The 13,633-nt window shown below is 60.9% G+C and carries 11 protein-coding genes and 1 tRNA gene; 1 reads left to right on the forward strand and 11 read right to left on the reverse strand.

The window, feature by feature from the left end; translation table 11 throughout:
* Nucleotides 1-148: 148 nt before the first annotated feature.
* From dtd to asnB, 7 genes are all read right to left on the reverse strand, one after another.
* Entirely contained in the window at nucleotides 149-595 is a 447-nt protein-coding gene (gene dtd / locus I2F59_RS09235) for a D-aminoacyl-tRNA deacylase (protein ID WP_055286755.1), read from the reverse strand.
* Between the two features lie 3 nt (nucleotides 596-598).
* Entirely contained in the window at nucleotides 599-1,240 is a 642-nt protein-coding gene (gene rdgB, locus I2F59_RS09240; protein ID WP_195503951.1) for an RdgB/HAM1 family non-canonical purine NTP pyrophosphatase, read from the reverse strand.
* Between the two features lie 143 nt (nucleotides 1,241-1,383).
* Complete coding sequence (gene rph, locus I2F59_RS09245; RefSeq protein ID WP_117848021.1) at nucleotides 1,384-2,109, reverse strand: ribonuclease PH; 726 nt, start codon at nucleotides 2,107-2,109, stop codon at nucleotides 1,384-1,386.
* Between the two features lie 54 nt (nucleotides 2,110-2,163).
* Nucleotides 2,164-3,048 carry a glutamate racemase gene (murI, locus tag I2F59_RS09250; RefSeq protein ID WP_195503952.1) on the reverse strand — a complete coding sequence of 295 codons (885 nt, stop codon included), beginning with the start codon at nucleotides 3,046-3,048 and terminating at the stop codon, nucleotides 2,164-2,166.
* A gap of 51 nt (nucleotides 3,049-3,099) precedes the next feature.
* A complete protein-coding gene (locus I2F59_RS09255; RefSeq protein ID WP_195503953.1) occupies nucleotides 3,100-4,011 on the reverse strand; it encodes an HAD family hydrolase in 912 nt (303 codons plus the stop codon).
* Between the two features lie 107 nt (nucleotides 4,012-4,118).
* Nucleotides 4,119-5,681 carry a Mur ligase family protein gene (locus I2F59_RS09260; RefSeq protein ID WP_195503954.1) on the reverse strand — a complete coding sequence of 521 codons (1,563 nt, stop codon included), beginning with the start codon at nucleotides 5,679-5,681 and terminating at the stop codon, nucleotides 4,119-4,121.
* 111 nt (nucleotides 5,682-5,792) lie between these two features.
* Entirely contained in the window at nucleotides 5,793-7,673 is a 1,881-nt protein-coding gene (gene asnB / locus I2F59_RS09265) for an asparagine synthase (glutamine-hydrolyzing) (protein WP_117745773.1), read from the reverse strand.
* Between the two features lie 187 nt (nucleotides 7,674-7,860).
* Between asnB and I2F59_RS09270 the strand changes: the two genes are divergently transcribed.
* Nucleotides 7,861-7,936, forward strand: a tRNA-Val gene (locus I2F59_RS09270).
* Nucleotides 7,937-8,548: 612 nt separating this feature from the next.
* On the opposite strand, the gene I2F59_RS09275 is transcribed toward I2F59_RS09270, so the two are convergent.
* The 4 genes from I2F59_RS09275 to argC all read right to left on the reverse strand — a co-directional run bounded on the left by I2F59_RS09275 (nucleotide 8,549) and on the right by argC (nucleotide 13,437).
* Nucleotides 8,549-9,832, reverse strand: coding sequence for an aminotransferase class III-fold pyridoxal phosphate-dependent enzyme (locus I2F59_RS09275; RefSeq protein ID WP_195503955.1), 1,284 nt, complete (start codon nucleotides 9,830-9,832; stop codon nucleotides 8,549-8,551).
* Nucleotides 9,833-9,901: 69 nt separating this feature from the next.
* Nucleotides 9,902-10,882, reverse strand: a complete 981-nt coding sequence (argB, locus tag I2F59_RS09280; RefSeq protein ID WP_117734280.1) for an acetylglutamate kinase — start codon at nucleotides 10,880-10,882, stop codon at nucleotides 9,902-9,904.
* An 81-nt stretch (nucleotides 10,883-10,963) separates the two neighbouring features.
* On the reverse strand, nucleotides 10,964-12,232 hold the full coding sequence (gene argJ / locus I2F59_RS09285; RefSeq protein ID WP_195503956.1) for a bifunctional glutamate N-acetyltransferase/amino-acid acetyltransferase ArgJ: 1,269 nt from the start codon (nucleotides 12,230-12,232) through the stop codon (nucleotides 10,964-10,966).
* A gap of 134 nt (nucleotides 12,233-12,366) precedes the next feature.
* Entirely contained in the window at nucleotides 12,367-13,437 is a 1,071-nt protein-coding gene (gene argC, locus I2F59_RS09290; RefSeq protein ID WP_195503957.1) for an N-acetyl-gamma-glutamyl-phosphate reductase, read from the reverse strand.
* Nucleotides 13,438-13,633: the final 196 nt, after the last annotated feature.

Genomic DNA, 13,633 nt, shown 5'->3' on the forward strand with positions numbered 1-13,633 from the left:
CCAAGCGGGGGCGCCAGGCGCCCGGATGCGTCATGCCGAAATGGCGCGAAGCACGCGGTTGACAAAACTATAGAGACACGTCCCAAATACGTACCAGACGACAATCTCGCATGACCAGTTGTTACGCGGTTTGGTAAAACCGCGTAACCTAAAGGTTGTCGGTGTCCAAGACGATGGTGAATGGGCCGTCGTTGACCAGGTCGACCTTCATGTCGGCGCCAAAAATGCCGTGCGCCACGTGTTCGACATCTTGACGAACGAGCGTCAGGAAGTACTCGTAGAGCTCGTTGGCGACATCGGGGGCGCCGGCATCCGTAAACGACGGACGGCGGCCGTGGCGGCAGTCGGCAAACAGCGTGAACTGCGACACCACGAGTACCTCGCCGTCGACATCGGCAAGTGCCAAGTTGGTCTTGCCGTTCTCGTCCTCGTTGATGCGCAGGCCGCGGAGCTTGCCCCACAGCTTGTCGGCCTCGGCGCGCGTGTCGCCATGGCCCACACCCAGCAGCACCAGGTAGCCGCGTCCAATGCGACCCACGCACTCGCCGTCGACCGTCACGCCGGCGTTGAGTACGCGCTGCACCACCGCGCGCACGGCCTACTCCTCGCCCGTCAGTTTGGCGGACAGATGCTCGAGCGCATGGAATCGATGGCTGATGGCGTTCTTCTCATCCGCCGTGAGCTCGGCCATGGTCTTGCCCGGCGTGTCGACCGGCAGGAACAGCGGGTCATAGCCAAAGCCGTGATCGCCGCGGCCCTCGTGCGCGATAACGCCCTCGCAGGCGCCCTCGCCATAGGTGACCAAGCCGTCCGTGTCGATGAGCGCAACGACGCTCATAAAGCGCGCGGTACGATCCTCATCTGCCACGCCATCCAGATTCACGAGCAGCTTGGCATTGTTGGCGGTATCGTCGCCGTGAACGCCCGCGTAGCGCGCGCTATACACACCGGGCTCACCGTCCAGCGCGTCGACGACCAGGCCCGAATCGTCGGCAATGGCCATAAGGCCCGTCTCCTCGACCGCAGCCTGGGCCTTGATGATGGCGTTCTCCAAAAACGTCGTGCCGTTTTCCTCGGGGTCCTCAAAATCGCCCAGCTGGCCGAGCGCCACAAAGCGCACTTCGGGCATAACCTTGCCCAAAATGGCCTCGATCTCGGTGAGCTTATGGGCGTTGCCCGTTGCCACGACGATGGTCGCCGCCGGGTCGAGGGTGTCGATGTCGATCTTCTCAAGTGCCATGAGTGGTCTCCTTGTCTCTATAGCAATGCCGCGCCGAGGGCGACGAGGGCCTCTGCCTCTCCCCTCTCAATCAACGGCAGTCTTGTGTCTAGACGTCTCCGCAGATAAAACCTACCGAAATAAACCTGTCCCTTATTGGCAGGTTAGGCGAGGGCTTGGCGCTGAAGCTCGATGAGCTCGGCGATACCCTTGTCGCCCAGGTCGAGCAGGGCGTTGAGGCGCTTGCGGTCGAAGGGCGCCTGCTCGCCGGTACCCTGGAGCTCGATCATCTCACCGGTGTCGGTGGCGACGAGGTTCATATCGACCTCGGCATGGCTGTCCTCGGAATAATCGAGGTCAAGCAGCGTATTGCCGTCGACAACGCCCATGGAGATGGCAGCCACCTGGCCGATAAGCGGGATGCGCTCGATCTTGCCCGCCTCGACCCACATGGCGAGGGCGTCGTGCAGCGCCACCCAGGCGCCGGTGATGCTCGCTGTACGCGTGCCGCCATCGGCCTGAATCACATCACAGTCAACGGTGACGGTGTACTCGCCGAGCGCCTTCATGTTGACGACGGTACGCAGGCTGCGGCCAATGAGGCGCTCGATCTCCATGGAGCGACCCTTGCGGTTGGCGTGCTCGCGCTTGCAGCGCTTGCCGGTCGACGCCGGCAGCATGGCGTATTCCGCGGTCACCCAGCCGGCCTTAGCTCCCTTTCGCCAGCCCGGCACGCCCTCCTCGATAGTGGCGGCGCACAGCACGCGCGTGTCACCGAACTCGGCCAAACACGAGCCGTGGGCGTGCTTCATGACGCCACGAGTGAGCTTAACGGGGCGCAACTCGTTGGCGGCGCGACCGTTGGCGCGGTTGACCTGCATGTACTCCATAGAAATATCCTTTCGGCAAAAGATGTGGCGAAGGCTTTGGCGGCTGCCTTACATCTATTGCAGCTCATCGATATCGATGTGTTCGATGCTCTTGAGCGGCTGACCAAAGATAAAGCTGCCCGCCACCGCAAACTCGGCAATGTTATCGGCCGTCGTGGCAAAACGATGCTGCGGCTCGGCGGCGTCGCCCGCCAGCTGCTCGCGGCGCGTGAGGATATCGGTCAGCTCGCGTGTGGTCTCCTCGGCGGAACTCACGACGCGCACCCCAGGCCCCAGCGCATGGCGGATAGGTCCCACCAACAGCGGAAAATGCGTACAGCCGAGCACCACGGTATCGATACCGTGGTCGCGCAGCGGCTCAACCGTGGCACCCACCAGCGCACGCACGGCAGGCGTATCGAAGATGTCCTCGTTCTCAAGCCACTGTTCCTGCAGATGTGCACCCGAGGCGAGCTCGTGTTCGACAACCTCGACAAAGCTCGAGGCAGGACAGCCGTATACATCGACGCCGGCATCCAGGTCCTGAATGGCGCGCGTGTAGGCGCCCGAGCGAATGGTGAGGTTGGTGGCGAGCACGCCCACGCGACGCGTACGCGTGCTGTTGATTGCCGCACGGGCACCCGGCGCGATCACACCGATCACGGGAACGTCGAGCACCTGCTGGGCCAGACGCAAGGCCGCAGCGGTCGCCGTGTTGCAGGCGATGACCATAATCTTGACGTCGTGCTTCGAAAGCCAACGACCCGCCTGCAACGCAAACGAGCGCACCTCATCCTCGGCGCGGGTGCCGTAGGGACAGCGCTTGGTGTCGCCAAAGTAGTAGACGGACTCGTGCGGCAGCGCCGTCGCAATCGCGCGCGCAACCGTCAGACCGCCCAAACCAGAATCGAACACGCCAATCGGGCGCGTGTCGCCTGCCGGATTCTCGATATCGGACATTACCTCACCAGTCTCTCTCGAAAAGACATGTCCAAGTGCGGCGGCGGCGCGCTACGAACGCGCCGCGACCAGCAGCTCTGCCGTCGCCGCCCAACCGTCGACAATTTTGCCGCGCGTAACGAAAGCGTTCTCGTAAGCAGCCAGGAACTCGGGCGCGCCGGCGCTCGTCAGGCCATTCTCGACCAGACAGAACGTGCCCACGTGATCGGCCATGTAGAAGTCGGACTCGGAGTCGCCGAGCGCCAACGTCTCCTCGCGCTCGATCCCCAGGTGCTCGCAGAAGCGCGCAATGGCGACGCCCTTGTTGAGGCCCGCGGGGTTGATGTTGAATGCGCGACCGTCCTCGACGCGATCGAGCTCGAGCGTCGTCGGCTTGGACAGGTGAGTCAGATGGCCGTTGCAAGCCCAGATCAGACCGCAGCCGGCCTCGTCCAGGATGGCCTGGACCTCATCGTCGGGCACATCGCCGCGCATGCCGACGGTGACCTCACGGTATTTGTAGCCGGTCGACATGTCGTTGTGATACTCGATCTTGTGCGGCCAGCGGGCAAGGATCTTCTCGCACACGCCGGTCTGCTCGATCACCTGGTGCGGAGTAAGGCCACAGGCGGGGTCGTAAGGCATGTCACCGGTCAGATACTCCCAATCGTTGGCTTTGAGGTCGTACATGACCAGGCCGCCCATCTCACCGATGTAGGAGTTGAGGCCGAGCACGCGCGCGTCCTCGTGGATCATGGTACGGTTGCGGCCCGAGGTGGGAACCACCTGAATACCAGCGCGAGCGAGCGCCACGACGGCCTCGACGAGTTTGGTCGAGGGGTTGCCGTCGTTGTCGCGCAGCACGCACGAGCCGGGTGCGAGCATCGTGGCATCCAGGTCGGTAAAGACGTACTTGACCTTGGCCAAGCGCTCGCGCATCTCGCCCGAAAGCTCAGCGACGGTCGGCAGGGTATTGTGGGACATGGTTACTCCGTTTACGTAGAAGGGTTTGGACTTGGACGGCATGTTTTGATTGAGGGAACACGCTTATGGCGACAGCGCACTCAGGGCGCCGCCGCCATCATGGTTCATTAGTCAAACTGGGTAACATCGATTAGGCGATTGGCCAGCGAAAGGTCGCTCTCGATGGGCACGAATTCGTCGCCCACGTGCATGAGCTCCTCGTCACCCTTTGCCAGCAGCAAGACAATGGTGGGAGCATCGGGGTTGACGTACTCCTCGCGCGCCGCCTTGAACGCCGCATGCACAGCGGCTTCGCGATCGAGGATGATCTTGTTCGGCGTATCGTCGGGAACATGTTCGGCAAGCTCGCGACAGACCTTCATCGGGTCCTCGTGAGCTGGATCCTCGTTCGTAAAGATCATCAGGTCGGAATATGGTGCGGCCTCGCGTGGCAATTGCTCGCGGCGCTCCTGCGCCTTGCCGCCGGCGGCGCCAAACAGCGCAATGACGGGGCTAGCGGGAAACGCGCGCTTGACCGACGAGAAAAGCGAACGGAACGAAAGCCGGTTGTGCGCATAGTCAACGACGCAGATCACGCGGCCGTCCTTCGACTCCACGACCTCCATGCGGCCCGGCACACGCAGTTTGGAGAGGCCCTTCTTGATAGCCTCGATACCGATGCCGATCTCGCGCGCAGCGGCGATAGCGACCAGCGCGTTTTCCACGTTAAAGTCGCCCGCGATACCCAGCAGGACCTTCTCCCCCGCCTCGGGCTCGTCGGCGCTCATGCCGTGCAAGTTGAACTCGATGTTAAAGCCGAGCATGCGGACATCGCTCGCCCACAGGCTTGCCTCGGGATGCTCGACGCCAACGGTCACCAAGCGCTCGGCCGTCGACGCTGCCTCTAGCACACGGTCAACCTCATCGGTGCCCAGATTCACCACGGCGGTCTTTGCCTGGTCAAAGATCCTAAGCTTGCTCTCAAAATAATCCTCAAACGTGGGGTGTTCGATCGGCGAGATGTGGTCGCGGCCGATGTTGAGGAAGCACGCCACGTCAAACGGCAGATTCTCGACGCGTTGGTACTTGAGCGCCTGGCTCGAGACCTCCATGACCATGGACTGGCGACCGGACGTGCGGCAGTTGGCGATATGGCGCCAAACCTCGGGGGCCTCGGGCGTGGTGTTGGTGCTCTCGTAGCACTCGATACCATCGTCGGTACTCACCGAGCCGATCATGCCGCAGGACTCGCCCGCCGCCTTGATGATGGACTGGAGCATAAAAGCGGCCGTGGTCTTTCCCTTGGTGCCGGTGATGCCCACGATCTTGACGTCGTGGTCGGGACGGTCGTAGACCTCCGGCGGCAACAGGGCCATGGCCGTGCGAACACTATCAACAACCAGCATCGCAGCACCGCTCTCCTGCGCCAGCGGCTCCAGAGACTCGACCAGCGACTCCTCGCACACAAATGCGACGGCGCCCGCATCGAGCGCCATGCTCAAAAACGCGGGCTTAAAGGCAGCACCTTTGCAAAAGAATACGTCACCTGCCGAGACCGCGCGCGAATCAAACGAGCAGCCGGTCACGGCGCGCTCGTCAACCTGCTCTGATGCGCGCAGCTCGCCGCACACATCGAGAAGCTTGGCAAGCGTATCGACCGTGGTCACGGTCGCGGAATCCGAATGGTGCATCTTTCACCTTTCTCAGCCATTTGGCAGGGACGGTTTTATAGTAACTGAAACGCACCCACGCAAAAACGGCTCCCGGAGGAGCCGTTACGCGCAGGCGTTCGTAAGCCGAGGCTAGGCAGCCTGAACAGCGGGCTGGTCCTCGTCGATAAAGAAGCGCTTGTACCACACTAGGAACACGAGCGGCGTATAGATCTTGCGCTGGAAATCGCCCTTGCCCGCAAAGTGCAGATCGAGCAGGTGCATGAGCTCGTCGGTATTGAAGAACTCGCTTGCCCACGGCGCGGTGAAGTACTCCTTGACATAGTCGTACCACTTTTGCTCGCGCAGCCAGTAGACAATCGGCACCGGGAAGCCCACCTTGGGACGGGTGGCCCACTCATCGGGCAGCGACTTGTTGGCAGCGTGGCGGAGTACCTGCTTGTTGCCGTTCTCGTTGATGCGGTAGCGATCGGGAATGTGCTCGGCGAACTCCATGACTTTGCGGTCCAGGAAGGGCACGCGCAGCTCCAGCGAGTGCGCCATGCACATCTTGTCGGCCTTGAGCAGAATGTCGCCCGGGAGCCACATGTTCATGTCCAGGTACTGCTTCTTGACCAGTTCGGGCTGACCCTTCACGCGTGCGTAGATGGGTGCAGCGAGCTCAAAGGCGCCATCGCCGGTGTTGTACTCGGGCTTGAGCACGCCGTCGACCTCGCGCTCCGGCCATACCAGAGCCTGTCCCAGGAACGACTTCTCGGGGATCTCGGCACCCTTGACCAGGAAGTTATGTCCCTTGAAGTACGGCATATGCAGCGCCAAGTTACCGAGCGCGCGACGGATGGGCAGCGGCACCATCTTTTTGTACTTGCGCACCGGGACCGTGTCCTCGTAGTAGGCGTAGCCGCCAAAGAGCTCGTCGGCGCCTTCGCCCGAAAGCACGACGGTAACGTCCTTGCGGGCCATCTCGGCCAAGAACCACAGCGGCACGGAAGACAGGTTGGACTGCGGCTCGTCCATGTGATACTGGATGTCCTCGAGCGCACCGAAGAACTCGTCGGCGGTAATCATCTTGCGAACGTTCTCGACGCCGAGCTTATCGGAAAGTTCCTTGGCGTAGTTGGTCTCGTTGAAGTTCTTGTAGTCAAAGCCCACCGAGAAGGTCTTGTCGGGCATGAGGCAAGCGGCGATGTAGCTGGAGTCGACGCCACCGGAGAGGAACGACGCGACCTTGACGTCGGCGATGCGATGGGCCTCGACACTCTCGTGCACGACCTCGTCCAGCTCATCGACATACTCTTCGAACGGCTTCTCGACGGCAGAGTAATCGCAATCCCAGTAGCGCTCGATGTTCATCTTGCCGGTCGGGATATCGACGGTAAAGTAGTGCGCCGGCGGCAGCTTGTAGACACCCTCGAAGAAGGTCTCCTCAGTCGCCGAATACTGCAGCGTCATGTACGGACGCAGAGCCTTTTTGTTGACCGCCTTGTGGAAGTGCGGGTAGTCCAGGAAGCTCTTGATCTCGGAACCAAAGAGCACGCCCGGAGCGCCGTCGCCCGCATCGGCCATGGGATAGTAGTAGAGCGGCTTGATGCCAAAGATGTCACGGGCGCCAAAAAGCTTGTTCTTCTTTTTGTCCCAGATGACGAAGGCGTACATACCGCGCAGGCGATCGAGGACGGCCTCGCCCCACTCCTCGTAGCCGTGCAGGAGGCTCTCGGTGTCGGCGCCGCAATGGAACTTGTAGCCCTTGGCTTCGAGCTCGGAACGGAGTTCTTGGAAGTTGTAGATCTCACCGTTGAAGACAATGACGACGCTACCGTCCTCGTTGGCCATAGGTTGGGCGCCGGCCTCGGTCAGGTCGAGGATCGACAGGCGGCGGAAGCCGAGGGCAACGCGGCCGTCGATAAACTGACCGCCCATGTCGGGACCGCGATGGACGATGCGGTCCATCATCTTGGTGAGCACCTCGGATTGGTTATCCGTCCCACCGACAAAACCGACAAAACCGCACATATACTATCCCCTCTGCTGTTGCTGGGCATCAAATCGAATCAGTAGCTTTTGAGTATACCCGAGGGCGTAAAGAGGGGCGGAATGTTCAGGCAATCTCAACTGAATCAGCTCCGCTGTGACACGCGCCGGTTACCTTTAATGGATATGAGGTGAATGAGGCGATTGTTTTGCTATACTCTCTCCGCACGGGCGATTGGCGCAACGGTTAGCGCAGGTGCTTTACACGCACAAGGCTGGGGGTTCGAATCCCTCATCGCCCACCATTGAATTGGAAACGGTCCTCGAAAGGGGACCGTTTTTGTTTGGGCCCGGCGCATGGGATTCGAACCCGCCAGGGTGCGGAGCTGAGGAAACGCGAAGCGTTTTCCAGCGCAGCACGCGAGGAGCGGAGCGACGAAGCGGGGCGCGGGCGGCGCCAGCCGCACGCGGACATCCCTCATCGCCCACCACTGAATTGGAAACGGTCCTCGAAGGGGGACCGTTTTTGTTTGGGCCCAGTGCATGGGATTCGAGCTCTAAGGACCCCTTATTTCAAGGTCCGTGGTCAAAAAATGGCAAAAATGAGTACTGTTACTTTGCTTGCAACATATAAAAAGATAGCATTTGCTTAAGTTACGCAACATGTGTCCATTATAAGGACTAACAGTTGGATTAAAATCGTGTATTCATCGCCATTTCGTCTTGCTATCTAGCCTTATTAGTCCAAAATTGCTGCTACCAAATCGGTAACAGTACTCATATTTGATGTTTTTTGACCAGCAGGTCTCCCCCGCCTTAGCAAATCTAAGACAAAACGGGGTCCAGACCGCTGAATCGTGCCGCATATGGCACGTCCGCAGTCCGGGACCCGGTCCAAATTGAGTTATTGCGCCGTGTTAGGCCAAAACGTCCGACAAAATCTCGATCAGGTTGTCCACGTCGGCTTCCTCGCAGACGAGTGGCGGCAGGAAACGCAGCGTATGGGCACCCGTAGCGTTGATTACGGCACCGGCGGCCAGCGCGCGGGCAACAACATCATGCGCGTCGCCCGCGGCATCATCCAAATCACAGCCGAGCATCAAGCCGCGACCACGTACCTCGGTCACGTGCGGCAGCTTGGCGAGCTTTGCCTCCATATAGGCGCCTACCTTGGCAGCATGGTCGGCATAATCGCCGCGCACGAGCGCGGAGAGCGTCGCGGCACACGCCGTGATGGCCAGGCAGCTACCGCCAAAGGTCGAACCATGATCGCCGGGCTTAAAGACGTCGGCGATTTCCTTCTTTGCCACCACGGCACCCATGGGCACGCCGTCGGCAATGCCCTTGGCAAGGCTCATGATGTCAGGCTCCACGCCATAGGTTTGGAATGCAAACGGCTTGCCAGAGCGGAAGATGCCGCACTGGACCTCGTCGGCGATAAGCACGGCGCCCACTTCGTGTGCCAGGTCGCGCGCCGCCGCCATAAACTCCTCGGTCATGGGGTGCACGCCACTCTCACCTTGGATCGGCTCGAGCATCACGGCGCAAATTTCACTGCCCAGCTGCTTAAAGATCGCACGCAGTTCATCGACATCGTTGGGCGTGCAGGCCACAAAGCCACCCGGCAGTGGGCGGAAGCTGTCCTGCAGCCAATCCTGCATGGTGGCGGCAATGGTCTCGAGCGTACGGCCGTGGAACCCGCCGCGCATGCACACGATGGTGTTGCCGCCATTACCGGCACGCTTGGCGTACAGGCGCGCGAGCTTCATCGAGCCCTCGTTGGCCTCGGCGCCAGAGTTGGCAAAGAAGGTCTCCCAAACCTGCTCATCCGCAGCCGGGGCACCAAGAGCAGCTGCCGTGGTCTCATCGCCGGCGACAACGGCATCGGCAAGCACGCGCGCACCATCTACGTCGTCGTTAGCAAGCTTGGACAGCAGCGCCGCGACCTGTCCGCGCTGCTCGATGTAGAAATAGTTGGAGACATGCATGAGCTTTTTGGTCTGTGCTTCGAGCGCCGAGAGCACAGCCGGGTCGCCATGACCTAGGCTGCACACGCCGATGCCGGCAAGAAAGTCGAGGTACTCACGGCCATCGTCGCCGGTGAGCTTCATGCCGTGACCCTCGACAAACTCGACCGGAGAGCGGCCAAAGGTATGCATAACGTAATGGGATTCAAGCGATTGCTGAGCTGCAAGTGACATGAGATGCCTTTCGTTGGGCGCCAGACGGCGCGGGGCTATGGGTGCAGGAATGGGGCGGCTGAGGGTCAGCTAGACCGTCTGAAGCTTCTCGACCTCGTCAAGGTTCTCGGTCAGACGCGCAGCAAACGTCGAAAGCGGATGCGGATGCGTATCGAACTCGTAAGCCGTCTCGGTGGAATGGATCACGGTGCCGACGCCGGCATCGGTCAGCAGCTCCAGGAGCAGCGAATGCGGCGTAGTACCGTTAATGATGTGGGCACGAAATACGCCGCCGGTAAGCGCATCGACGGCCGCACGCAGCTTGGGAATCATGCCCTTATCGACCTCGCCGCCGTAGAGCATTTCGTTAACCTCGTCGAGCGTTAGGTTGGAGATAAGCGAGTCCTTGTCGCTAAAGTCCTTGTACAGGCCATCGACATCGGTCAAAAAGATCGCCTTATGCGCGTGGAGCGCCGCGGCAACGGCACCGGCGGCGGTGTCGGCGTTGATGTTGAAGAAACCGCCGTCCTCCCCCGCCGCGACGGTAGCGATGACGGGGATGTACTCGCTATCGAGCAGGCGCTCGATATAGTCGGTGTTGACGTGCGTGACCTTGCCTACGCGGCCGAGCTCTGGGTCGAGTGGCTCGGCGATAAGGGTGCCGGCGTCGCTGCCGGACACGCCCACGGCCAGGTTGCCGTGGTGGTTGAGCGCCGCGACCAGCTCCTGATTGACCTTGCCGCCCAGTACCTCGCGCACGATGTCCATGGTGGCAGGCGTAGTCACGCGCTGGCCGTTCTTAAACTCGACGGGGATGTCGTAGTGGCTGAGCGCCTCGTTGATAGCCTTGCCGCCGCCGTGCACGATGACGGGACGCATACCGATGATCTTGAGCAAAACGATGTCGCTCATCACGTCGCGGCGCAGCTGCTCATCAACCATGGCGGCTCCGCCATATTTGATAACAACCGTCTTGCCGGTCAGGTTCTTAATCCACGGCAGCGCTTCGAACAGCAGCTGCGCGGTTGCTTCGTTGGATTCGCTCGAACGACAATCGCGTGCGAATTTCATAATCTGCCTCGTCTTTCGTATCGTTATCGCGCCGTACTCCGCCGTCCGCAATCGCGGCAAGATGCGCAGCATGCCTGGAATCTAGGAACGGTAGTCGCCGTTGATGGAGATGTATTCATGCGTGAGGTCGCAGGTCCACACAGTCGTTGCCGCGTCGCCTGCGCCCAGGTCGGCCGAGATCACGATCTCGGGCGCCTCGAAACGTCGTAGAGCCTCGTCCTCGTCAAAGGGAACAGTCAGACCGTCGCGACAGACAGGCATGCCCATCATGTCGATGGAAACGTCTTCCTGATTAAACTTCACGCCGCACTTGCCAAGCGCCATAGCAACACGGCCCCAGTTGCAGTCGTGGCCGGCGATGCAGGTCTTAACGAGCGGCGAGTTGGCGACGGCACGGGCGGCGATATCAGCTTCCTCGTCGTTGGCGGCTCCGGTAACGTTGACCGTAACAAGCTTGGATGCGCCCTCACCATCGGCGGCGATATTGCGCGCCAGGCTCTCGCACACCTCGTGCACGGCAAATGCCAACTCGTCAAAGGCATCGGAGCCCTCGACGATAGGCTCGGCATCTGCGGCAGCGGCGCCGGAGGCAAGCATGATGCAGGTGTCGTTGGTCGAGGTGTCGGAATCGACCGTTACCTTGTTAAAGGTCTGCTTGACGGTCGAGAGCAGCAGGGCATGAAGTGCCGCAGGCTCGACGGGGGCATCGGTGGTGATAACTGCGATCATGGTGGCCATGTTGGGCATGATCATGCCCGAGCCCTTGCACATTCCGCCTACCGTATAGACATTGCCCGCATGACCCGCAGCCTCGCTGACATAGGACACGGCGTACTCCTTGGAGTGCGTGTCAGTCGTCATGATGGCGCGAGCGGCATCGGCGCCACCGTGGGCGGAGAGCGCCTCGTAGGCAGCAGGAATGGCGGTCTCAAACGTGTCGATCGGCAGAATCTGGCCAATCACACCCGTGGAGGCAACCAGAATCTGCTGGGGTTCGCAGCCGATGACCTGCGATGCGATGCTGCACGTCTCGCGCGCGCAGGCAAGGCCGGTCTCACCCGTGGCGGCGTTGGCATTGCCAGAGTTGACCGAAACGCCGGCGATGACGCCATAGCCCTTGTCGGCACCGCCCAGGTTGGCACGGCTCACCTGCACGGGCGCCGCGCAAAAGCGATTGGTGGTAAACACGCCAGCACCGGGACAGGGTTTATCGGGCACGACGAGCGCGTAATCCAGACGCTCGGGGTTCTTGCGGAACCCAGCGTGGATGCCCGCAGCTTTAAAACCAGCCGCAGCCGTAACGCCACCCTCGACGGCGCGAATCTTGATATCAAACAGCTCGGTATTCATCGTCTTTATGACTCCTTATGTCAAACAAAAAACGGACATCGGTTGGTGCGCCATGCCAGTCGTAATCATGAGACCAGCTTAAGAGTGGCGCCCCACTCGATGCCCGACTACCAAATCGTTAACAATCGAATGTGCTACACCGGGCACGCCACTGTGGGCAAGCCTCGTCGCTCGTCAAAGCCAAAGACGATATTGGCGCACTGGACTGCTTGGCCCGCAGCGCCCTTGCACAGATTGTCGATGGCGCCCGTCGCCACCAGCACGCCCGCGCGCTTGTTGAGCGCGAGGCCGATCTGGGCGGCGTTGGTGCCGACGACCGAAGCCGTCTTGGGCTGCTGGCCGGCGTCGAGCACGCGCACAAAGGTGCGTCCAGCGTAGAACTGCTTGTAATAGTCGACGACATCCTCAAGAGCCAGGGAGTCGATGGCCTGCGGCGTGAGCGGCAGCGTCACCGTGGAGAGCAGGCCGCGCTTGAGCGGTGCCAGGTGCGGGGTAAAAACGACGCGATCGGTTAGACCGAGGATTTGCTCGATTTCGGGCGTGTGACGATGCTTACCCACGCCATAGGCCTCCAGGTTTTCGTCCGCGCTGCAAAAATGGGTGCGGGCGTTACAGGACTTGCCGGCACCCGTCACGCCGCTGATGGCGTCAACGATCACGGGACCGCTCTCGGCCACCCAGCCCGCACGCACGGCAGGCGCGGCAGCGAGGCTCGTTGCGGTGGGATAGCAGCCGGCGCAGGCGACCAACACGGGCCTGCCAGCGGCATGGCTGGAAGCAGCGGTCTCCAAGTCCTGGCAGAACAGCTCGGGCAGGCCGAAAGCACGCGTCTTGAGCAGCTCGGGACTCGTGTGCTCGGCGGCATACCATGTCTCAAAGACGAACGCGTCGCTCAGACGATAATCGGCCGAAAGATCAAAGCAGGAAACGCCCGATGCAAGGAGCGCGGGCACCTGTGCCATGGCAGCCGTGTGCGGCACGGCAAGAAAAACCGCATCGCAGCTCTTGAGCTCGGGGGCGTCATGCGTGGTGAAAACCAGATCGCTCACGCCAGCAAAGCTCGGATACACCGCGGACAGCGGCTGGCCGGCATCGGCGTTGGACGTAATGGCAACAAGTTCAAACTCGGGATGACCGAGCGCGAGGCGAATAAGCTCGGCTCCGGCATATCCAGCCGCGCCGACGATTCCAACCTTCAAAGACATATCAGACTCCTTGTCTGCGATTTATGCACCGATGCGCATTTCGCAGTGGTCGTTATGAAGTGGGTTGAAACTTTAGCACCAAAAGATGCATGAACACGTAAATGGCTTGCATATTCATGCATTGAAACATTCCCGACACATTCGCTTGAAGGAATTGACAAATTGAGCGGGCCCCGTATTGACCGGCGCTCCTAAC

The sequence above is a fragment of the Collinsella aerofaciens genome (assembly GCF_015556945.1).
Taxonomy (GTDB): Bacteria; Actinomycetota; Coriobacteriia; order Coriobacteriales; family Coriobacteriaceae; genus Collinsella; species Collinsella aerofaciens_AO.

What these genes read in the sequence shown, in the direction of transcription:
- rdgB (WP_195503951.1), bottom strand. Translation starts at nt 1,240, where the DNA reads ATGGCACTTGAGAAGATCGACATCGACACCCTCGACCCGGCGGCGACC.
- rph (WP_117848021.1), bottom strand. Translation starts at nt 2,109, where the DNA reads ATGGAGTACATGCAGGTCAACCGCGCCAACGGTCGCGCCGCCAACGAG.
- murI (WP_195503952.1), bottom strand. Translation starts at nt 3,048, where the DNA reads ATGTCCGATATCGAGAATCCGGCAGGCGACACGCGCCCGATTGGCGTG.
- I2F59_RS09255 (WP_195503953.1), bottom strand. Translation starts at nt 4,011, where the DNA reads ATGTCCCACAATACCCTGCCGACCGTCGCTGAGCTTTCGGGCGAGATG.
- I2F59_RS09260 (WP_195503954.1), bottom strand. Translation starts at nt 5,681, where the DNA reads ATGCACCATTCGGATTCCGCGACCGTGACCACGGTCGATACGCTTGCC.
- asnB (WP_117745773.1), bottom strand. Translation starts at nt 7,673, where the DNA reads ATGTGCGGTTTTGTCGGTTTTGTCGGTGGGACGGATAACCAATCCGAG.
- I2F59_RS09275 (WP_195503955.1), bottom strand. Translation starts at nt 9,832, where the DNA reads ATGTCACTTGCAGCTCAGCAATCGCTTGAATCCCATTACGTTATGCAT.
- argB (WP_117734280.1), bottom strand. Translation starts at nt 10,882, where the DNA reads ATGAAATTCGCACGCGATTGTCGTTCGAGCGAATCCAACGAAGCAACC.
- argJ (WP_195503956.1), bottom strand. Translation starts at nt 12,232, where the DNA reads ATGAATACCGAGCTGTTTGATATCAAGATTCGCGCCGTCGAGGGTGGC.
- argC (WP_195503957.1), bottom strand. Translation starts at nt 13,437, where the DNA reads ATGTCTTTGAAGGTTGGAATCGTCGGCGCGGCTGGATATGCCGGAGCC.